The sequence below is a fragment of the Streptomyces sp. NPDC059906 genome (genome assembly GCF_042730645.1).
Classification (GTDB): domain Bacteria; phylum Actinomycetota; class Actinomycetes; order Streptomycetales; family Streptomycetaceae; genus Streptomyces; species Streptomyces rubrogriseus.
Genome location: NZ_JBHWKU010000010.1, coordinates 159,499 through 179,085, shown reverse-complemented (window position 1 = coordinate 179,085; position 19,587 = coordinate 159,499). Strand labels below are relative to the sequence as shown.

17 protein-coding genes are annotated in these 19,587 nt (G+C 71.3%); 8 read left to right on the top strand and 9 right to left on the bottom strand.

The genetic code is table 11. The features are described from left to right. Positions 1–40 precede the first annotated feature (40 nt). A complete protein-coding gene (locus ACFV9J_RS17990; RefSeq protein ID WP_385355315.1) occupies positions 41–2,350 on the bottom strand; it encodes a M9 family metallopeptidase in 2,310 nt (769 codons plus the stop codon). Positions 2,351–2,613: 263 nt separating this feature from the next. Then, positions 2,614–3,291 carry a GntR family transcriptional regulator gene (locus ACFV9J_RS17985; RefSeq protein ID WP_385355312.1) on the bottom strand — a complete coding sequence of 226 codons (678 nt, stop codon included), beginning with the start codon at positions 3,289–3,291 and terminating at the stop codon, positions 2,614–2,616. A 298-nt stretch (positions 3,292–3,589) separates the two neighbouring features. Between ACFV9J_RS17985 and ACFV9J_RS17980 the strand changes: the two genes are divergently transcribed. Continuing rightward, positions 3,590–4,399 carry a LysR family transcriptional regulator gene (locus ACFV9J_RS17980; RefSeq protein ID WP_385355310.1) on the top strand — a complete coding sequence of 270 codons (810 nt, stop codon included), beginning with the start codon at positions 3,590–3,592 and terminating at the stop codon, positions 4,397–4,399. A gap of 7 nt (positions 4,400–4,406) precedes the next feature. Here the strand turns inward: ACFV9J_RS17980 and ACFV9J_RS17975 are convergent, their stop codons facing one another. Next, positions 4,407–5,348, bottom strand: a complete 942-nt coding sequence (locus tag ACFV9J_RS17975; protein ID WP_385355308.1) for a GlxA family transcriptional regulator — start codon at positions 5,346–5,348, stop codon at positions 4,407–4,409. Between the two features lie 71 nt (positions 5,349–5,419). Here ACFV9J_RS17975 and ACFV9J_RS17970 point away from each other — a divergent pair, with 71 nt between their 5' ends. Continuing rightward, a complete protein-coding gene (locus ACFV9J_RS17970; protein ID WP_385355306.1) occupies positions 5,420–6,325 on the top strand; it encodes an NAD-dependent epimerase in 906 nt (301 codons plus the stop codon). Between the two features lie 116 nt (positions 6,326–6,441). After that, positions 6,442–8,340: an ABC transporter ATP-binding protein gene (locus ACFV9J_RS17965; RefSeq protein WP_385355304.1), complete on the top strand. Its 1,899-nt coding sequence runs from the start codon at positions 6,442–6,444 to the stop codon at positions 8,338–8,340. On the opposite strand, the gene ACFV9J_RS17960 is transcribed toward ACFV9J_RS17965, so the two are convergent. From ACFV9J_RS17960 to ACFV9J_RS17935, 6 genes are all read right to left on the bottom strand, one after another. Beyond that, positions 8,279–8,758, bottom strand: coding sequence for a thioesterase family protein (locus ACFV9J_RS17960; protein ID WP_385355302.1), 480 nt, complete (start codon positions 8,756–8,758; stop codon positions 8,279–8,281). The two genes, ACFV9J_RS17965 and ACFV9J_RS17960, sit on opposite strands and share 62 nt — an antisense overlap. After that, entirely contained in the window at positions 8,755–9,711 is a 957-nt protein-coding gene (locus ACFV9J_RS17955; protein ID WP_385355300.1) for a 3-hydroxyacyl-CoA dehydrogenase NAD-binding domain-containing protein, read from the bottom strand. The genes ACFV9J_RS17960 and ACFV9J_RS17955 overlap by 4 nt, the downstream gene beginning before the upstream one ends. A gap of 27 nt (positions 9,712–9,738) precedes the next feature. Then, the gene (locus tag ACFV9J_RS17950; RefSeq protein WP_385355298.1) at positions 9,739–10,632 is read right to left on the bottom strand and encodes a 3-keto-5-aminohexanoate cleavage protein; all 894 of its coding nucleotides are present in this window, start codon (positions 10,630–10,632) and stop codon (positions 9,739–9,741) included. 54 nt (positions 10,633–10,686) lie between these two features. After that, on the bottom strand, positions 10,687–11,544 hold the full coding sequence (locus tag ACFV9J_RS17945) for a TetR family transcriptional regulator C-terminal domain-containing protein (protein WP_385355295.1): 858 nt from the start codon (positions 11,542–11,544) through the stop codon (positions 10,687–10,689). Between the two features lie 119 nt (positions 11,545–11,663). After that, on the bottom strand, positions 11,664–13,511 hold the full coding sequence (locus tag ACFV9J_RS17940; RefSeq protein WP_385355293.1) for a glycoside hydrolase family 3 protein: 1,848 nt from the start codon (positions 13,509–13,511) through the stop codon (positions 11,664–11,666). A gap of 120 nt (positions 13,512–13,631) precedes the next feature. Beyond that, positions 13,632–14,162 (bottom strand): nitroreductase family deazaflavin-dependent oxidoreductase, encoded by a 531-nt coding sequence (locus ACFV9J_RS17935; protein WP_385355291.1) that lies wholly within the window; start codon positions 14,160–14,162, stop codon positions 13,632–13,634. A gap of 107 nt (positions 14,163–14,269) precedes the next feature. Between ACFV9J_RS17935 and ACFV9J_RS17930 the strand changes: the two genes are divergently transcribed. The 5 genes from ACFV9J_RS17930 (at position 14,270) to ACFV9J_RS17910 (ending at position 19,582) form a co-directional block, all read left to right on the top strand. Then, complete coding sequence (locus ACFV9J_RS17930; RefSeq protein WP_385355289.1) at positions 14,270–14,803, top strand: MarR family winged helix-turn-helix transcriptional regulator; 534 nt, start codon at positions 14,270–14,272, stop codon at positions 14,801–14,803. A 79-nt stretch (positions 14,804–14,882) separates the two neighbouring features. Next, the gene (locus ACFV9J_RS17925; protein WP_385355287.1) at positions 14,883–15,929 is read left to right on the top strand and encodes a DUF6215 domain-containing protein; all 1,047 of its coding nucleotides are present in this window, start codon (positions 14,883–14,885) and stop codon (positions 15,927–15,929) included. Between the two features lie 241 nt (positions 15,930–16,170). Then, positions 16,171–17,508 (top strand): cytochrome P450, encoded by a 1,338-nt coding sequence (locus ACFV9J_RS17920; RefSeq protein WP_385355285.1) that lies wholly within the window; start codon positions 16,171–16,173, stop codon positions 17,506–17,508. A gap of 124 nt (positions 17,509–17,632) precedes the next feature. Further along, entirely contained in the window at positions 17,633–18,979 is a 1,347-nt protein-coding gene (locus ACFV9J_RS17915; protein WP_385355282.1) for a cytochrome P450, read from the top strand. 180 nt (positions 18,980–19,159) lie between these two features. Continuing rightward, positions 19,160–19,582, top strand: coding sequence for a hypothetical protein (locus ACFV9J_RS17910; RefSeq protein ID WP_385355280.1), 423 nt, complete (start codon positions 19,160–19,162; stop codon positions 19,580–19,582). Positions 19,583–19,587: the final 5 nt, after the last annotated feature.

Sequence of the window (19,587 nt, the reverse complement as noted above, 5' to 3'; positions counted from 1 at the left end):
CTCGGTGCGCCGGTCGTTCCCGTGCCGGGTCCGCGCCGGGTCAGTATCCGGTTGCGACGCTCACCCCGTCGAAGCCGTCCACCGCGTACAGGCTGATGTAGTGGGCGCCGGCCGCCGGGTGGTCGACGGTCAGGGTGTGGCCGTTGCCGACGCCCGTGTCACGCCGCGTGTAGCCGGTGGTGCCCGGCCAGCCGCTGTCGCTGTAGTACAGGTCCGCGTCGCCCGTGCCACCGGAGGCGGTGATGGTCAGTCGCGCGGTGTCGGCCGGGACGTAGAGGTAGAGGTACGCGTAGTTCCCGGTGGTGGCGGACCGGTCGCTCCGCCGGCAGTTCCGGCCCAGCTCCCTGGTGTCGGTGCCGGTGCACTCGGTGCCGGTGTCGGTGCCGCCGCCGCAGTCACCGGCGGCGCAGCCCGCCAGCCAGGTGTGCCAGTCGTCGTCGTAGCGGGTGCCGATGGTGCCGGTCAGATAGGCGCGGGCGGCGTCCCAGTCGCCGGCGCGGTAGTGGCCGAGCACCGTGTCCAGGTCGGCGCGGTGCCTCTCGAGCATGTACCGCGTGGCGAGGTAGCCCCAGCGGTAGACGCGGGTGGTGTCGTGGCTGTACGTGGTGTCGAAGAGGGTGCTCAGCGCGTAGGTGCCGCGGCCGGCCTCGGTCATCGCCTCGGTGTACGGAACGCCGCGGTAGGAGTAGGAGACGTACTCGGCGAATCCTTCGACCCACCAGATGGTCGGGGTGGTGATGTTGGCGTCGAAGTCGCCGTACATGTCGAAACGGCCGTCGAGGTAGTGGGTGTATTCGTGGTTGAGGTTCCAGATCTGGAAGTCGGGGCGCAGCCATTCGGCCTCGTAGGCGATGAAGCGCGGCTGGTTGCCGGTCGCCGACGGGTCGCCCTCCAGGTACATGCCGCCGTTGTTGGTGTCGATTCCGAACATGGCACCGGCGTAGGTCTGGTAGTCGGTGCTCGAGTCGAAGACCACGACCTCGATCGTGCCGTTCCGGTCGCCCGCGACCGGCCCGCCGTCCCGGGCGACCGAGTGGAAGTAGGCGTCCTGGCCGCGCAGGCTGTCACAGCTGGACGACAGTTCGCCCGACGACATCTGCTGGGCCCTGATGGTGATGCTGGAACTGCACGTGTACGTCACCGGCAGCACCGCCTTCGCCAGCTGGGCCGGCAGGTCGCAGGTGCCGTAGGAGGAGCAGTTGGCGGGGTCGTAGTAGGCGGTCATCTCGGCCACGCCGACCCAGAGCGGCGCGGTGTCACCGGTGATCGCGCTCGACTTCAGCAGACCGGTCGCCAGCGGGCGGACCTTGCTCCGCAGAGCGGAGTGCTGCAGGAACCTGCCGAGTTCACGTCCGGCGTTGGAGGTGAGGTAGGACTGGTCCGTACCCAGGAGCGAGAGGTGACCGGCCGCGAAGCCGTACAGGGCGTCGAGCAGGCCGGGGTCCGACTGGACGGCGCTCACGAACGCGGGCACCTGGTGACCGCGGAAGGTCACCGTGTAGACGTTGTTGACCGCGTTGAGCATCCACCAGGAGGAGTTCCAGGAGGAGTCGTAGTCCGCCAGCAGCCGCTTGACGACGTGGATGTAGCGGGCGTTCTCCTCGGCACTGTCGATCAGGGTGACGGCCTCGGAGAGGGTCTCACCGTTGGCGTCGCCGACGTCGCGGGAGTGCGGACTGGCGAAGAAGGCGTCGAGCCCCGCGCGTATCGCGGTCTGCAGGCCGCTGCCGTACGTGCCCACCGTGTCGGCGTTGTAGTAGTGCACGTAGTAGCCGGCGCGGAGGTAGAGCACGAGCTGCGGCATGCCGGTGCTCGCGTTGCCGGGGTAGGACGCCGAACCGTCGCGCAGGGCGTAGGCGACGGTGGTCATCTGCGCCTCGCGGAAGGCCTGGTAGGCGTCGCTTCCGGTCAGGTTGAACAGGGTGTTGACGCAGTCGGTCGTGGATGACTTGATCTGCCGCACCAGTGCGCCGCCGGTGCGGGTGGTGAAGGCGGAGACGTCGCACGCGGCGGCCCGGACGGTGGTCTTCTTCCGGTCCGAGACCCGAGGTTCCGGGTGTTCTTCAGGCTGTCCGTAGGACTGCTTGAGCACGTCCTTGCCCGCCGCCAGCGGAGGAATCGCCGAGGCCGTCAGCCGCCCCTTGCCCACATGCTCGCTCGGGGCGGTGGCGGACTGGGCCACGGGCGGGGGACCGGCCTGCTGCTGTCCCGTGTGCGCGGCCCGTGCGGCGGACACGGGGGCCGCGGGCAGGGCACCGGCCGGCTGCGCCGGCAGGCCGACGCCCATGGCGACGGTCAGGGCAAGCGGCAGGGCCGCCCCCAGACGCCGCCGGACACATGACGTTCTCACTGTGCCTCCCATGAGGGTGGGGACCACGCGATGCGGGGCCCATGGAGGGTGAAGGAGTCGTGGATCGGGGAGGGCCGCGCCGTCGAACGGACGGGGGCACGACCGATGCCTTGATGTGGGCATGACCACAACTTGTGCCATGTACCATTGCACAGGTGACATGGCATGGGAAGTGCCCGGACGGAATCACGGTCCAACGGTTTCCGTCGTCACCAAGTGACCTGTGTCAAAGGGAAGTTGAGAGCCGGGGCGCGCCCTTCGGCTCAGTCCTCGGCGTTCGTCCTGCCGTCCGCCCACAGTGTGCGGACGTGCGCGAGATGGCGGCGCATGCACTCCTCGGCCTCGCCGCCGCGGCCGGCCGCCATCAGGTCCAGAAGGTCGATGTGCTCCTGGGCGGAAGCGACCAGCCGCCCCGTCTCGTTCAGGCTGCCCAGCCCGAACAGGCGCGAACGCTTGCGCAGATCGGCCACCACCTCCACGAGATGGTGGTTGCCCGCCAGGGCCAGCAGCTCCAGGTGGAACCGGTGATCTGCTTCGAGGTACTTGAGGACGTCGTGCTTCTGGGCCGCGGTGACGATCTGCTGTGCCAGCGGGCGCAGCGCCTCCAGTTGCTCCGCGGTCGCCGTCGCGGCGACGCGGCCCACGGTGGGAACCTCGATCAGGGCTCGGATCTCGGTGAACTCGTCGAGGTCCCGCTCGGTCATCTCGGTGACCCGGAAACCCTTGTTGCGCACCGCTTCGACCAGGCCCTCCCTGGCCAGGTCCAGCATGGCCTCGCGCACCGGAGTCGCGGAGACGCCCAGCTCCGCGGCGAGGGTGGGGGCGGAGTAGACGACCCCCGGGCGCAGGTCACCGGCGATGAGGGCGGCCCGGAGCGCGTCGCCGACCTGGTCACGCAGATGGGTCTGGACGGAGATCGCCTGGGACTTGAGATGCGGCATCCGTGCTCCTGCGTCCGACCAGCCAATGACCCCCCACTATACAATGTCACGTTGTGTCGACGGTCGGTGCGGGCCCGCGCTGCCGGGTCGGCGCAGTGGTGACTCCCTTGCTCTCGTCCGGCTCTCCAGGAGGGGCAGGAGGCGGAGTCGAGATTGCCACGGCGGATTCGGCCGGACAACGGGCCGGGCCATAAGAGAACACGCGGACCCTGCATAACCTTCGGATTCCCGGCCGGGAGCCGACCGGTCGGCGAACGCATAATGGACGCCCGTTCCCGCCACACGACGAGGTGTACCGATGGAACTGGAGCTGCGCCACTTGCGTGTGCTGTGCGCGATCGCCGATTCCGGGAGCGTCGGCCGGGCGGCGGCCGCGCTCGGGTACACCCAGCCGGCGTTGAGCACCCAGCTGCGCCGGATCGAGCGACTGCTCGGCGAAGGGCTGTTCGCGCGCAGCCGCACGGGCGTGGAGCTGACCGCCTACGGTGCCGACGTCGTGAGCCAGGCCCGGGACATCGTCACCCGCGCCGATGCTCTCGGACGGCGACACAGGACGGGCGGCCCGCCCGCGCCGGTCCGCAGACTCCGGCTCGGCGTCACCAACACACCGGTGGTGCCGACGCTCCTGGACGCCCTCCGCGAGGCCTGCCCGGATCTCGCGGTCTCCGTCAGCAGCGTCTACGCCACCGGCGAACTCCTCGGGCTGCTGGAGGCCGGCGAACTCGACGCCGCCCTGGGCGTCGACTACCCGGGGCTGCCCGTGCGGTACTCCTCCGGGCTCGCACACCGCGCCATCAACACCGTGCCGGTCTTCGTGGCCCTGCACGTCGGCCATCCGCTGGCGCACCGCATCGAGGTCCCGCTGGAGGAACTGTCCGAGGACACCTGGTTCGTCTCCCACGACGACGGAGTGGGCTGGCCCGGTGCCTTCTACGACGCCTGCCGGGCCGCGGGGTTCCGGCCCACGGACACCCACGAGTTCCACGCCCTCGACCAGTTGCAGTCGATGATCGCCAAAGGGCTCGGAGTGGCGCTCGTCCAGCCCACCATGCCGTCCACACCTACCGGAACCTGCTGGCCGGAGCCCCGCACCTGCAGAGGTGGGTGACGCGCGGCTACACCTCCGCGCGCGTGCCCGACGGGTTGAAGCCGGCGCGGTAGGCCGTGGGCGTCAGCCCGATCCGGGCGACCAGGTGCTTGCGGAGGGAGTCCGCACTGCCCAGACCGCTCTTTCGGGCCACCTGGTCCATGGGCAGCCGGGTGGTCTCCAGCAGTTCCCTCGCCCGGTCGACGCGCCGGTGCAACAGCCATTGCAGCGGGCTCAGTCCGGTCTCCGCGTGGAAGCGCCGGGTCAGGGTGCGCACGCTCGTCCCGGCGTGCCGCGCCAGGTCGGTCAGGGTGAGCGGGCGGTCCAGGTGTTCGAGCGCCCAGGCACGGGTGGGGGCGAAGGACGTACCGCGCTCCGGCGGCAGCGGCGTCTCGATGAACTGGGACTGGCCGCCCGGCCGTACGGGAGGGACGACCGCGAGCCGCGCGGCCGCGTTGGCCGCCGAGGCGCCGTGGTCGACCCTGATCAGATGCAGGCACAGGTCGATGGCGGCCGCGGCGCCCGCCGAGGTGAAGACGCCGCCGTCCTCGACGAAGAGGAGGTCGCTCTGCACGTCGACGGCCGGGAAACGGGTGGCGAGGTCGGCCGCCAGCCCCCAGTGGGTGGTGGCGCGCAGCCCGTCGAGCAGGCCCGCCTGCGCCAGGACGAACGCGCCCGTGCACAGGGAGGCGATCCGCGCGCCCTTGGCCGCGGCCTTCCGCAGGGCGTCGAGAACCTCCTCGGGAGCCGGCTCGCCGCCGCTGCCGACGGCGAGCACCGTGTCGGCACCGGCCAACGCGTCCAGGCCGTCCGGCACCACGATGTCGGGGCCGCCCACGGTCGGCGTCGGACCGGGCCGCGCCGTGCAGACCCGCACGTCGTAGTGCTCGACGTTGTGGAACACCATCAACGGGATCGAGACGTCGAAGCTCAGCACGGGCGGCACGACGACCGCGGTGACGCGATGCATGGCCAGAACCTCCGGATGGTTGGCATTGCGGCCACTATGGCACGGGGCCGTGGGAGGGCACCGTGGTCGGCATGACATCTCATGTGATCGTCGGGCGCGGGGCAGCCGCGTCGAGGACCGCGCTTCTCCTCGCCGAGGACGGCGAGCGGGTGCGCATGATCAGCCGGACCGGCCGCGGGCCCGACCACCCGCTCGTCGAGAAGGTGGCCGCGGACGCGACCGACACCGATCGGCTCACCGAACTGACGGCGGGCGCCGACACGCTGTTCACCACCGCCGCGCCGCCGTACCACCAGTGGCCCGAACGGTTCCCCGTCCTGTCGGCATCGCTCCTGAGCGCGGTGCGGCGGACCGGGGCCGCGTACGTCATGCTCGGCAACCACTACGGCTACGGCCCGGTGAGCGGGCCGATCAGCCCCGGCCTGCCCCTGGCCGCCACCGGTCCCAAGGGGCGGGCCAGAGCGCGGGTGTGGGAGGAGGCCGCCGCCTCGGGGGTGAAGGTCACCGAGGTGCGGGCCGCCCAGTTCTACGGTGCCGGCGCCTTCTCGGTGTTCAGCCTCATGGTGCAGGGGCAGGTCCTGGCCGGCAGGCTCGCCCTGGTGCCCCAGGAACCCGACGTGCCGCACAGCTACTCCGCGATCGGCGACACCGCCCGCACGCTGGTCGCCGCGAGCCGCACCGAGCAGGCGTACGGGCGGGCCTGGCACGTCCCCACCGCGACCCTGTCGGTGCGGGAACTGGCCGGACGGCTCGCCGGACTCGCGGGAGCGCCGAACCCGCGGGTGGAGGAGATGACCGAACGCGACCTGACCATGCTGGCGTTCACCGAACCCTTCTGGGCGGAGCTGCACGAGGTGCTCACCGAGCCCGGTCACCCCTTCGTCGTCGACCACTCGGAGACCGGGAAGATCCTGGGCGTGCACGCCACCCCGGTGGACGACGTCCTCGGGGAGGTCGTGCCCGGCCCGAGGGTCTAGACACCCCCACGAGGGGCCGCGCGGTGTCCGGTTCTCGACGGTCCGCGTTAAATGCCTGGACTGTGGACCCCGTCCGACGGGAGACTTCCGGCTTCCGAACCCCCGGGAGTGTGACGGTGACGACAGACACGCGAGGACCGGCGCCGGGCAGGAGTGCGGTCGTCCTGGCGCTGCGCCGCTACGGCCGGGAACTGCTGCGCCTGCGGCGGCTGGCCCTGCCCGCGCTGCTGCTGCCGGCCGTGGGCAACATCGGCATCCGCTACGTCGCGCCCCTGCTGATCGCCAAGCTGGCCGGGCAGGCCGCCGACGACGGCGGTCTCACCCTCGGCCGGGCGCTGCCGTACGTGCTGGGCTTCGGCCTGACGCTGCTGCTCGCCGAGGCCGTCTGGCGGGTCGGGCAGCACTGCCTGAACCGCGTGGACGCCCTCGGCATGGAGCACCTGTACGTGAGCGGCATGGACGAACTCCTCGCCAAGGACGCCGCGTTCTTCCACGACAACTTCGCCGGCTCCCTGACCAAACGGGTGCTCAGCTTCGGCAAGCGCTTCGAGGACTTCGTCGACACGGTGACGTACCGGATCGTGGGCAGTCTCGTCCCCCTGGTGTTCGGTGCCGTGGTCCTGTGGAGCTACGAACCGATGCTCGTCGTCGGCCTGTTCCTGATGATCGCGCTGACGGTGGTGACCGCGACACCGCTGATCCGGCGCAGGCAACGGCTCGTCAACGACCGGGAGGCCGCGATCGCCCGGGTCTCCGGCCATGTCGCCGACAGCCTCATGAACATGGAGACCGTCCGGGCGTTCGCGGCCGAGCGGCGGGAGGCGGCCGAACACCGCGGCCGGGTCGCGGACTCCCGGCGCCTGACGCTGAGATCGTGGGACTACGGCAACCTGCGCGTCGACACCCTGATCGCGCCCATGTCCGTACTGACCAACGTCCTGGGCCTGCTGGTCGCCATCGCCTTCGGCGGCCCGGGCCAGGGGGTGGAGGAGGTCGTCGTCGCCTTCACCTACTACTCCAACGCCACCCAGATCATGTTCGAGTTCAACCAGATCTACCGGCGGCTGGAGAGCTCGACGACCGAGGCCGCCCAGTTCACCGAGCTGCTCCTCGACCCGCCCACCGTGGTCGACGCCGACGCTCCCGCGCCCCTCGCGCCGCGGGACTCCGGCATCCGCTTCGAGGCGGTGACCTTCGCGCACGCGGGCACGAAGCCGATCTTCCGGGGACTCGACCTGGACGTGCCCGCGGGCGCCCGGATCGGCCTGGTCGGCAGGTCCGGCGGCGGCAAGACCACGCTCACCCGGCTCCTGCTGCGGATGTCGGACATCGAGCGCGGACGCATCCTGATCGGCGGCCAGGACATCAGCCTGCTGCGCCAGAGCGACCTGCGCTCACTGATCGCCTACGTCCCGCAGGAACCCGCCATGTTCCACCGCAGCCTGCGGGACAACATCGCCTTCGCCCGGCCCGGCGCCACCGACGAGGAGATCCACGCGGCCGCCGCGGCCGCGCACGTCACCGAGTTCGCCGACCAGCTCCCGGACGGCTTCGGCACGCTGGTGGGGGAGCGGGGGGTGAAGCTGTCCGGCGGCCAGCGCCAGCGCGTCGCCCTCGCCCGGGCCATCCTGCGCGACGCCCCGGTCCTGCTGCTCGACGAGGCGACCAGCGCGCTGGACTCGGAGAGCGAACTCCTGGTCCAGGACGCCCTGTGGCGGCTGATGGACGGACGTACGGCCCTCGTGGTCGCCCACCGCCTGAGCACCGTCGCCGGCATGGACCGCCTCGTCGTCCTCGACCGCGGACGCGTCGTCGAGCAGGGCCCCCACGAGACGCTGCTCGCGGCTGACGGCGCCTACGCCAGGCTGTGGCGGCACCAGTCGGGCGGCTTCCTCGGCGAGAGCACCGGCCCGTCGGGCGACGGGGACCGCCGCGACGGCGGTCCCCCGCGCGTCAGGCCACGGCGGGGATCGAGCGGCCCGCCCAGTGAGGAGGCGGCTCGGTCAGCTCCGTGAAGCGGCGCCGGACCGACTCGGGGAACTCGGTGGCCCGCCCCGCCCGCTGGTCGACGTGGACCGCGAGCAGCTCGGTCGTCGCGACCGCTGCCGCGTCCGGCGCCGGCTCCGCGTCCGGCCCGGGCACCACGTACATCTCGTGCACGAAACGCGCCTTGCGGGCCGCCGCGCCCAGCACACGGGTGCGGACGGCCAGATGCGCCCCCTCGGGCACGTCGCGGAGGAAGCGGACGTGGGACTCGACCGTGTAGAGGGAACAGCGGGTGGACTCGCGGTAGCCGGAGTCCAGGCCCGTCTCGATCATCAGCGCGTCCGTGGCGTGACCGAAGACGAGGACGTAGTAGGCCTCGCTCAGGTGGCCGTTGTAGTCGATCCACTCCGGGCGGACCGCGCTGTGGAGCAGCGGGAGCCCGGTCATCGGGAGTCCTCCTCGGGGCCCAGGCGGCCGGTGGCGCGCAGTACCTCGACGACGCCCCGGTCGCGTTCGGCCACCAGGTCGGCGATGGAGCGGCCGTCCGCCGCCTCGTCGCAGCCGGACACCACCGCGTCGTACAGCTCCTTGTCCAGTTCCGGCGCCTCAAGGCGCGTCCACGGCGACTTCAGGGACGGGCCGAAGTGGTCCAGCATGTGCGCCATGCCGCCCTCGCCGCCCGCGAGCGCGAACGTCAGCATCGGTCCCATCACCGCCCAGCGCAGTCCGGGGCCCTCGGTGATCGACAGGTCGATGTCCCGGACCGTCGCCTCGCCGCTCGCGACCATGTGCAGCGCCTCGCGCCACAGCGCCTCCTGGAGGCGGTTCGCGATGAAGCCCGGGACCTCGTTGTCCATCGTGATGACGGACTTGCCCGCGACCTCGTAGAAGCGGGAGGCCCAGGCCACCGCCGCCGCGTCGGTGCGCTCGCCGCCGACGACCTCGACGAGCGGGATGAGGTAGGGCGGGTTGAACGGGTGGCCGACGACCAGGCGCGAGGGGTCCGCGGCCGTCGTCTGCATGTCGGTCATCGGATAGCCGGAGGTGGACGAGGCGATGACGACGCCGGGCGGTGTCGCCGCCTCCAGGCGGGCCAGCAGATCGCGCTTGAGGGCGAGCTTCTCGGGCGCGCTCTCCTGGACGAACTCGGCGTCGGCGACGGCCTGTTCCAGCGTGCCGGTGACGGTGAGCCGGTCGGTCGACGCGCCCTCGGCGAGACCGAGCCGGGTGAGCGTCGGCCACGCCGCCTCGACCAGGCGGCGCAGCCTCGGTCCGGCGTCGGGCGCCGGGTCCCAGGCGGTCACGTCGTAGCCGCGCGCCAGGAAGTGGGCGACCCAGCCGCCGCCGATGACTCCGGCGCCGACACAGGCGACGCGGCGGACGTTCTCGGGTGAGGTCATGAGGGGGTCCTTCGTGGTCGCGGTGGGCTACTTGCGCGGCTTGAGGCCGAGCGTGGCGCGGGCCTCGTCCGGTGTCGCGACGCGGGCGCCCATCGACTCGGTGAGGGTCACGGCCCGTTCGACGAGCTGGGCGTTGGTCGCCTTGTTGCCCCGGCCGAGGTACAGGTTGTCCTCCAGACCCACGCGGACGTGGCCGCCGAGCAGGATCGACTGCGCGACCCACGGCATCTGCATCCGGCCGAGCGCGAAACTCGCCCAACGCGCCCCGTCCGGCAGCATGTTGACCATCGACTGGAGCACCCCGGGGTCCGCGGGCGCGCCCCACGGGATGCCCATGCACAGCTGGAAGACGGTCGGGTCGTCGAGCAGGCCCTCGGCGAGCAACTGCTTGGCGAACCACAGCTGACCCGTGTCGAATATCTCCAACTCGGGCCGCACCCCCAGCTCCTGGATGCGCCGCGCGCCCGCGCGCAGCATGTCGGGAGTGGAGACGTAGAGGTTCGAGCCGTCGCCGAAGTTGAGCGAGCCGCAGTCCAGCGTGCAGATGTCGGGAAGCAGGTCCTCGACGTGCGGAAGGCGCTCCAGACCGCCGACGAGGTCGGTGCCGGGCAGGTGGGTGAGCGGGTCGTCCGGGTCGATGACCAGATCGCCGCCCATGCCGGCGGTGAGATTGATGACGACGTCGGTGCCGGTCTCCTTGACGCGCTCGACGACCTCCCGGTACAGCTTCGGGTCGCGGGACGGAGCGCCGGTCTCCGGGTCGCGCACATGGATGTGGACGACGGCCGCTCCGGCGGCGGCCGCCTCGACGGCGTTCCTGGCTATCTGTTCCGGGGTGACGGGGACGTGGGGGCTCTTGCGGACGGTGTCGCCGGCGCCCGTGAGCGCGCAGGTGACGATGACGTTCTCGGTCATGGGCATGCGGGGGCCTCCCGAGGGATATGGGCCAGGGCAGGGGCTGTTGTGGCTCTTCGGCTACGGAGCCAGGATCGTGTCGTTGACGTGGGTGGTCAGCGCCGTGTGCATCGCGTCCGCGGCACCGGCGGACGCCGGCCCGCTCACCGACAGGACGTGCGTCGCCAGGCCGTCGATCAGAGCGGTCAGCGTCAGTGCCGCCGCCTGCGGATCGAGCCCGGCGCGGAAGACGCCCTGTCCGACACCTCGGCGTACGACGTCGGCGACGGTCTCGCGCCACTGCCGGTAGTACTCGGAATGCAGACGGCCCACCGCCGTGGAGCGAGCGGCCTCGGCCCACAGGTCGAGCCACACCGCCCACTGGCGGCGCTGCTGCGCGGTGCGCGGCGTCTGCAGCGCGATGAGCTGGGACAGCTCCGTCGCCGCGTCGTCCGCCTCGGCGAGACGGGCGGCACGGCGCGCGGTGTCCTCGTCCATGCACCAGCGCACGGCCGCCTCCAGGAGCTCGGCGCGCCCCGGGAAGTGGTAGTGGATCGCGGCACTGCTGGTGGCGCAGGCGCGGGCGATGTCGGCGACCCGCACCGCGTGGAAACCGTGCTCGGCGATCAGCCGGACCGTCTCGCGGACGATCTGCAGCGGTCGCCCGCCCTCGACACCGGCCGCCGGTGGCGTGGCCTTCTCGCGGGACCGGGTGCCGAGCAGCCGGCCCGCGTCGACCCGCCCCTCGTCGGCGATCCGTGCCAGCTCCGCGACCGTGAAGCGGCGGGTGCCGCTGAGCGAACGCGACAGCTTGGACGGATCCATGACGACGCGGCGCGCGAACTCGCGCTGACTGACGCCCGCGGCCGCGATGACCTCGCGGACGCGGGCGGCGGTGTCGGCGTTCGGTGCGCCGCCGGGGACGTCGTCGGTTTCCACGGGCCACGACCTTAGACATGTGTTGCGGAAAACTCAACATGCCCGAGGGGGAAACTGCGGGAACAGCAGCCCGTTGAGACCCTGACTGTCGTGTCAGTCAGAGGTGTGAGCGGTGGCCGTCAGCGCCCCCGGTGGTCGTCGTACGACAGGCCGTGCCCGGCGCGGAAGAGGACCTTGGCCGGGTCGTCGGCCCGCTGGACGGGCACGGGCAGCTTGCCGCGCGGCTCGACCCGACCGGCGATCACCCGGGCCGCGGCGCGCAGTTCGACCTCGGTCCAGCAGTAGGAGGCCAGCGAGGCGCGGACGTCGCCGAGGTGGGCGATGTCGTAGGGGTTGCGGACCGCGAGGTGGACGACCGGCACTCCCGTCGCGAGCAGCCTGGACACCAGGGTGCGCTGGGCGCTGGTGGCGCTGACGTTGTCGGTGGTGACCACCACCGCGTCCCGTCCCCGTGCCGCGGCCACCGCCTCGTCGATCTTCGCCGCGTCGGGCGCCCGGCCGGTGGCGAGGTGGGAGGTGCGGTAGCCCAGTTCACCGAAGGCCGCGGCCAGCTCGGGCACCGTGGTGCGGGTGTCGTCGGTCGGGAAGGCCGGGCTGGCGCCGACCACGAGCAGCCTCCGCTGCCGACGGCGCAGGGGGAGCACCTCGTCCTCGTTGACCAGCAGGGTGGTGGTGCGTTCGGCGATCCGCGCGGCGGCGAGCCGGTGCCTGCGGGCGCCGACGACCCGGTCGACCTCCTTCCGGGAGGCGTAGGGGCTGTTGTCGAACAGGCCGGCCTTGTCCTTGACGCGCAGGATGCGCAGGACCGACTCGTCGAGTCGCTCCTCGGTGATCTCACCGGTGCGGACGGCGGCCAGGACCGCGTGGTAGGCGACGTCGATGTCCGGCGGGAACAGCAGTTGGTCCGCACCGGCCTTGAGGGCGAGGACGGGCACGCGGTCGTCGCCGTACTTTGTGCGCACGCCTTGCATGTTGAGGGCGTCGGTGACGATCACGCCGTCGAAGCCGAGTTCGTCGCGCAGCACGCCCTGGAGGATCGCGGGCGACAGGGTGGCCGGGTCGTTGCTGGGGTCGAGCGCGGGGACCTGGAGGTGCGCGGTCATGATCGAGTCGACACCGGCGGCGATCGCGGCCCTGAAGGGCGGGGCGTCGACGCGCTCCCACTCCTCGCGGGTGTGGGTGATCACCGGCAGACCGGTGTGGCTGTCCTGACCGGTGTCCCCGTGGCCCGGAAAGTGCTTGGCGCAGGCCACGACGCCGACCTGCTGGTACCCCGTCACCTGGGCCGCCACCATGCGGCCGACCTCGCGGGCGTCGGCACCGAAGGAGCGCACGTTGATGATGGGGTTGGCCGGATTGACGTTGACGTCGGCGACCGGGGCGAAGTTCTGATGGATGCCCAGGGCGGCGAGTTCGGTGCCCGATATCCGCCCGGCGGTGCGCGCGTCGGAGAGCGAGCGGCCCGCGCCGAGCGCCATCGCGCCCGGCAACTGGGTGGCGCCGCTGCCGATGCGGACGTTGGCCCCGTGCTCCTGGTCGATGGAGATCAGGGACGGAACGGGCGTGGGCAGGGCGAGCGAGGCCCGCTGCACACCGTTGGACAGGTCCGCGATCTGGTGGGGGTCCTGGATGTTGTTCGCCCAGCCGGAGAAGTAGATGACTCCGCCGATGTGGTACTTGGCGATCAGCTCGGCCACGGTGCGGACGCCGAGTTCCCCGAGGTTGCGGTCCTGGTCGAACTGGCTGGGGGAGGTCGCGGACGTACCGTAGAAGTACGGGACGAACAGCTGGCCGATCTTCGCCTCGATGCTCATCCGGGAGATGAGCTTCCTGAGGCGCCGGTCGCGCCGGTCGCGCCCGTGCGCGACCGCGGGGGTGGCCGCGGCACCTACGACGCCCGTCGCGCTCGCGGCGACGACGGTCGCGGAGGCGATGACGGTTCGTCTGGACAGACTCCGGTCCTGCATGCGGACATGCTCCTTCCAGCCTTGCCCATCAGGGGAATTGAAGGAAACGTGGAGAACTCCGAACAGCGGGAAACGTAGCCCGCCGATCTGGGCAGGACAAGAGGTCTAGACAAAATAGGTCTAGACGAACGGCCGGGGCGGATCCGACTCCAGGCGCCGGGGCGGATCCGACTCCAGGCGTACGAAGGGGATCGCCCGCCCGGCCCGGCGCAGGGCCGAGGCGCTGCCGTCGGAAGGCAGCCCCATGAACGCGCACAGCCGGCGTGCCGTGCGGGGGCGGCGCGCGCCGTACTCCTCCATGATCGCCGCGCCGTCCTCCGCGGAGAGGAAGCGGGCGGTGACGGCGTGGTGCCGGTTGCCGAACTGGAGGACCGTCTTCGGGTCGGCGCCGAGGTTGCGGTACCAGTCGGCGCCCGCGCCGAATCCGGACGCGACGGTCCAGGCAGGGGAGTCCGGTTCGTAGGCCACCACTTCGAGGACGACGCGGCGGTCCTGCCCGGAGACCCGGCCGGTGTGGTGGAGCAGCAGCAGGCGCCTGCCCAGGAGGGGGCCGAGGCCGGCCCGGAACAGGAGAAGGGGCGCCCTGGCGATTCTGCGGCGCCATCCCGTGGGCGGGGGAGGCCGAAGGGAATCCGTGTTCTCGTCCGGCACGGTCACCTCCGGGTAGACATCTCTTGAGTGTCTGAAGTTTTGCACAGTCTAAAGGTGTGGCCAACAGTGTGGGCGCGGCCGGATGGCGGACACGGTAGAAAAGAGCCATGACCGAGCACGACAGCCCCGTGGGGGCCACGGACGACGTGGACGCCGTCACCCGGGAGGTGCTGACCGCCTCGCGGCTGCTGGTCGCGGTGTCCGCACGTTCCCTCGCGGCGGTCGAGGAACGGGTGACGCTGCCGCAGTTCCGCATGCTGGTGGTGCTCACGAGAGGGGCGACCAAGCTGGTCGCGCTCGCCGAGCAGCTTCAGGTCGCGCCGTCCACGGCGATGCGGATGGTCGATCGGCTGATCGCGGCGGGCCTCGCCGCCCGGCAGCCCAACCCCCGCAGCCGCCGCGAGACGCTGCTGGAGCTCACGGAGGAGGGGCGCCACACGGTCGAGCACGTCACGGCCCGCCGGCGTTCCGAGATCGCCGGCATCGTCGAAATGCTCACCCCCGCGCAGCGGTTGGCGCTCGTCGAGGCACTCGCCGCCTTCAACCGGGCCGGAGCCGAACCCCTGGCCCCCGCCTCGGGTGTCACCGAGACCCATCCGCTGGGCTGGGCGGTGGACCTCCCGGCGCCCCACGACAGGTGAGTCGGTCACGGTTGAGTCCCGGCCCGGAATTGTGGCCTCCATCACAGCTTGGGTGATCTTGGCCTGGTGAGATCGCCGGATGCTCGGTTTCCTCATCCGCCTGCTGCCCTTCTGGGTCCGCGAGCCCCTGCTCATCGTGGTCGGGTCCGTGTTGGGCGTACGCCTCATGTATCTCGCCCTCCGCGACGGCGAATGGGTCCCGGCCGGGATCGGCGCGGTGTTCCTGCTGTTCACCGCGGTGCGCGTGCACACGGTGGTCCGGGCCCTGCGCGCCCGACGGAACCCTGGCCCGGCGGCGCCCGACACTGCCGCCCAGCCCCAGCCCCAGCCCCAGCCCCAGCCCCAGCCCCAGCCTCAGCCTCAGCCCCAGCCTCAGCCGCAGCCGCGGCCTCCGTCGGAGCAGCCTCGCCGCCCCGCCGCCGCGGAGAAGGAACCCAACGCGTGGGGCCAGGCCGCCGCGGCCGTGGCCGTGTTCGCGGCGCTCGGAGCCGCGGTGTGGCTGGGCCCGCGCCTGCTGCCCGCCGAGGACACCGGCACGCCGCATGCCGTCTCGTGTCCCGGCGGGGAAGGCGAGGAGCTGCCGGCCGCCTACCAGGAGACGTCCCGGGCCGTGACCGGCGGCGAGCTGTGCACGGCGCTCAACAGGTCCGACCTGGCCCAGCTTCTCGGAACGCCGACGGAGACGGCGACCGCGGCGTCCGGCAGCAGCAGCACCGCCCCCCTGACCGACGGGAAGGTCGCCCAGCCGGAGGCGGAGGTCCAGTTCGACACCTACACCGTGCACGTCGCGGTCACGTACAACAAGCTGTCGATCGCCCAGTACGTCAAGCTGATGAAGTACGGCGAGGAGACGGACGTCAAGACGCTCTCCGTTCTCGGCCGGCCCGCGGTACTCGCCTCGGACCACACCATGAAGATCGAGATCAACCTGGGGAGCGGCGGGTCCGGCGGACCGGTGGAACAGGGCCCCCTGGCCCGAACCCTGTCCGTGGCCCTCGACGGTAAGGACACGGGCGGCTACTACGAGATCACCGTGTGGAGCACGTCCGGCGCCCTCCCGGACGACAGCGTCCTCCTCGGCATCGCGGAGAAGGTCCTCCCCACGCTTCCCGAACGGACCGTGTGACGGAGCGCGCGGTCGGCATGGTCTCCGTCGGCAGCTTCCAGATCATGCCGCGGCTGTCGGCGGAACCCGGCAGGCGGTGCCGCTGAGCGAGGCGTCGTGGTGGCACCTGGTGCACATCCACGACGGGCCGAACCACCGTGAGAACTGGGAGAGTTGAGGCTACGGTTGAGATCCCGTCAGCGCAGACGTCTCTCGCCGGTTTCGCACTGTGTTGGACCCGCGCCAGAAGGAGCAAGACGACATGGATGTCCATTCCGCGCCTGTGCCACCGCCGGGGTGCCCCGCTCACGACTCCGGTGCCAGTGTGCCGCTGTACGGTCCGGACTTCGCGGCCGATCCGCAGGCGTACTACGACCACCTTCGCAGCTTCGGGCCGACCGCACCGGTGGAGCTCGCGCCGGGTGTGGAGGCCACGCTCGTCACGGACTACACGGCGGCGCTGAATCTGCTGCGCGATCCCGCATTCCGTAAGGACGCCCGCCGGTGGCGGGACCTGCACAGCGGCAAGGTCCCCGAGGACAGCCCGGTCGTGCCGCTGCTCGCGTACCGGCCGAACTGCATGTTCGCCGACGGTGCCGAGCACCAGCGGTTACGGCAGGCGGTGACCGACAGCATGGCCCGCATCGACTCCCGCCGACTGGCCCAGATCACCGAGCAGGTCTCCGCGTACCTGATAGCTCAGTTCGCCACCCGCGGCTCCGCCGACCTGATGGCCGACTACGCCAGGCAGCTTCCGCTGTTCGTCTTCAACGAACTGTTCGGCTGCCCCGCCAGGACCGGTGACCGGGTGCTGGTCGGGATCACCGGCATGTTCGACGGAGTCAACGCCGCGGAGTCGGCCCAGCTGCTGTACGCGGCGGTCGGCGAACTCGTGGCCCTCAAGCGGGAGCAGCCCGGCGACGACGTCACCTCGCGGCTGATGGAGCACGAGGCCGGCCTGACCGACGACGAGATGGTCCATCAGCTCTCACTGCTCCTCGGGGCGGGCGCGGAACCTCTGCGGAACCTGATCGGCAACACCCTGCACCGCATCCTGACCCACGATCGGGATGCCTACCAGGATGTTCGCGATGCCGTCAACGACACGCTGTGGAAGAACCCGCCCATCGCGAACTACGCCGCGCACTATCCGGCGGAGGACCGGACGTTCGCCGGCCGGCAGGTGAGCGCGGGCCGGCTGATGCTGGTCGGCTTCGCGGCCGCCAACGCCGGCATGGCACGGACGGAGGGCCACCACACGGGCAACCGGGCCTCGCTCGCCTGGAGCGCCGGCCCGCACGCCTGCCCGTCGCAGCGGCCGGCGACGGGCATCACCGTCACCGCCGTCGACAACCTGCTCGGCCGGCTGCCGGACATCGAACTGGCCGTGCCGGAGCAGCTGCTGACCTGGCGGCCCGGTCCGTTCCACCGCGCCCTGACCGCGCTTCCCGTCCGCTTCGGCGCCGTCCAGGCCGCGGAGAGGCCCACCGCACCGGTCCCTCCACAGCGCACGACGGCACAGGCTGGGCACAGCGCGGATCAGCACAGGGCGGGCGGCCCCGGGAAGTGGTCCCAGTTCCTGGCCTGGCTGCGGAAGTGACCACCCACCCCGTGTGCTCCGCACGATCGGCCGCACGACGTAACCTGCCTTCGAAGCAACGCCGTTGCCCCGTATCCCACCTCCGGTCCTCCGGGACCGTGCCCCAGGAGTAAGAACAGCAGTCATGGACGCCACCACCCCCGACGCGGTGCCCCCGCCCGGATGCCCCGCCCACGCCGACGCGCGGATACCGCTGTACGGGCCGGACTTCGCGGCCGACCCGCACGCCTACTACGACTACGCACGGTCATACGGCCCCTCCGCACCCGTCGAACTCGCCCCGGGTGTCGACGCCTCCCTCGTCACCGACTACGCGACAGCACTGCGCCTGCTCCAGGACAACGGCACCTTCCGCAAGGACGCGCGCCGCTGGAAGGCCTTCAACGACGGCCTGATCCCGGCGGACAGCCCCGTCGTCCCGCTGCTCGCCTACCGCCCCAACGCCATGTTCAGCGACGGCGCCGAACACCTGCGGCTGCGCCAGGCGATCACCGACGCCATGGCCCGCATCGACACCGCCCGGCTGGCCCGCAGCACCGAAAAGATCTCGGACTACCTGATCTCCCAGTTCGGCTCCCGCGGCTCCGCCGACCTGATGGCCGACTACGCCAAGCAGCTCCCGCTGTTCGTCTTCAACGAACTCTTCGGCTGCCCCGCCGACATCGGCGACCGCATCCTGTTCGGCATTTCCGGCATGTTCGACGGCGTCAACGCGGAACGGGCCGCCGAGGTCCTCTTCGGTGCCGTCGGTGAGCTGGTGGCTCTCAAGCGCAGCCGGCCCGGCGAGGACGTGACCTCGTGGCTGATGCAGCACGAGACCAAGATGACCGACGAGGAGATGGTCTATCAGCTCTCACTGATCCTGGGCGCGGGCGCCGATCCGCTGCGCAACCTGATCGGCAACACCCTGCACCGCATCCTCATCCACGACGAGTACGCCCGCCAGGGCGGACTGATCGACGAGGCGATGGAGGACACCCTGTGGGAGAACCCTCCGGTGCCCAATCTCGCGCCCCACTACCCCGCCGCCGACGTGGAGTTCGCCGGGCAGAAGTTCGAGGCGGGGGAGCTGATCATGGTGAGTTTCGCCGCCGCGAACAACAGCCCGAGCCTGGCCGCCGCCCGGCAGTCCGGCAGCAACCGTTCCCATCTGGCCTGGAGCGCGGGCCCGCACGCCTGCCCCTCGAAGGACCCCGCGCGCCAGATCACCATGGCCGCCGTCGAGAACCTCCTCAACCGGATCCCCGACATCGCGGCCGCCGTGCCCGAGGACAGCCTGACGTGGCGCCCCGGGCCCTTCACCCGCGGCCTCACCGCGCTCCCGGCCCGCTTCACCCCGCTCCCGGCCCCCGACCGGGCGCCGGCCCCGGGTCAGGCACCCGCGGGCGAGCGCGCCGAACAGTCCGGCACCGCGCCCAAAGCCGCGGGCATCGGCCGGTGGAGCCAGTTCCTGAACTGGCTCACGAGGTGACGCGCGCGTCGAATCTCCGCGCCCCGTTGCCCGCGTAGCGGACCGAACCCGCCTGCGCGGCCGCGGGAAGGGGCTGCGCACCGTGCTGTGCAGCCCCTGGGGCAACCCACCGTCACTACCCGCTGGAAGCTGCCCGACCTCAACAGGCGGGCAGCTTCCTGCATCATTCGGAGGTACACCATGATCCGCCAGGAAACCGCCTGGGTCGTCTTCGCCGCCGGCGTGATCTTCCTCGTATCACTGTTCCTCGGGGTGTGGAAATGGCAGCAGTCGATGTCGTCCCCGGACGGAACGGCACACCGATACGTCAACGTCGCCCACAACGCCGGACTGCTGTACAGCTTCGCGACATCGGCCGTCGTGGCACCGCTCGTCCAGTTCTCCGGCTGGCCGTCCGCAGTGAACATCACCGCAGCAGCGGTGATTGTCGGCATGTTCGTCGTGACGATCGCGAACTATGTGCGGCTCGCAATGGAGGGCAGAACCGACAACCAGATGCGCGACCGGAAGTCCAGCCTGCGCGGTGTACGCGAAGCCCTGATCATCGGTGAGATCGGCGGCACCGCCGTCCTGCTGGCCGGCTTCGCCTCGGCCCAGCTGTAGACGAG

Bases quoted from the DNA above. Each gene is read 5' to 3' on its own strand.
- ACFV9J_RS17985 (WP_385355312.1), bottom strand. From the start codon at position 3,291: ATGCCGCATCTCAAGTCCCAGGCGATCTCCGTCCAGACCCATCTGCGT.
- ACFV9J_RS17980 (WP_385355310.1), top strand. From the start codon at position 3,590: ATGGAACTGGAGCTGCGCCACTTGCGTGTGCTGTGCGCGATCGCCGAT.
- ACFV9J_RS17975 (WP_385355308.1), bottom strand. From the start codon at position 5,348: ATGCATCGCGTCACCGCGGTCGTCGTGCCGCCCGTGCTGAGCTTCGAC.
- ACFV9J_RS17970 (WP_385355306.1), top strand. From the start codon at position 5,420: ATGACATCTCATGTGATCGTCGGGCGCGGGGCAGCCGCGTCGAGGACC.
- ACFV9J_RS17960 (WP_385355302.1), bottom strand. From the start codon at position 8,758: ATGACCGGGCTCCCGCTGCTCCACAGCGCGGTCCGCCCGGAGTGGATC.
- ACFV9J_RS17955 (WP_385355300.1), bottom strand. From the start codon at position 9,711: ATGACCTCACCCGAGAACGTCCGCCGCGTCGCCTGTGTCGGCGCCGGA.
- ACFV9J_RS17950 (WP_385355298.1), bottom strand. From the start codon at position 10,632: ATGCCCATGACCGAGAACGTCATCGTCACCTGCGCGCTCACGGGCGCC.
- ACFV9J_RS17940 (WP_385355293.1), bottom strand. From the start codon at position 13,511: ATGCAGGACCGGAGTCTGTCCAGACGAACCGTCATCGCCTCCGCGACC.
- ACFV9J_RS17930 (WP_385355289.1), top strand. From the start codon at position 14,270: ATGACCGAGCACGACAGCCCCGTGGGGGCCACGGACGACGTGGACGCC.
- ACFV9J_RS17925 (WP_385355287.1), top strand. From the start codon at position 14,883: ATGCTCGGTTTCCTCATCCGCCTGCTGCCCTTCTGGGTCCGCGAGCCC.
- ACFV9J_RS17920 (WP_385355285.1), top strand. From the start codon at position 16,171: ATGGATGTCCATTCCGCGCCTGTGCCACCGCCGGGGTGCCCCGCTCAC.
- ACFV9J_RS17915 (WP_385355282.1), top strand. From the start codon at position 17,633: ATGGACGCCACCACCCCCGACGCGGTGCCCCCGCCCGGATGCCCCGCC.
- ACFV9J_RS17910 (WP_385355280.1), top strand. From the start codon at position 19,160: ATGATCCGCCAGGAAACCGCCTGGGTCGTCTTCGCCGCCGGCGTGATC.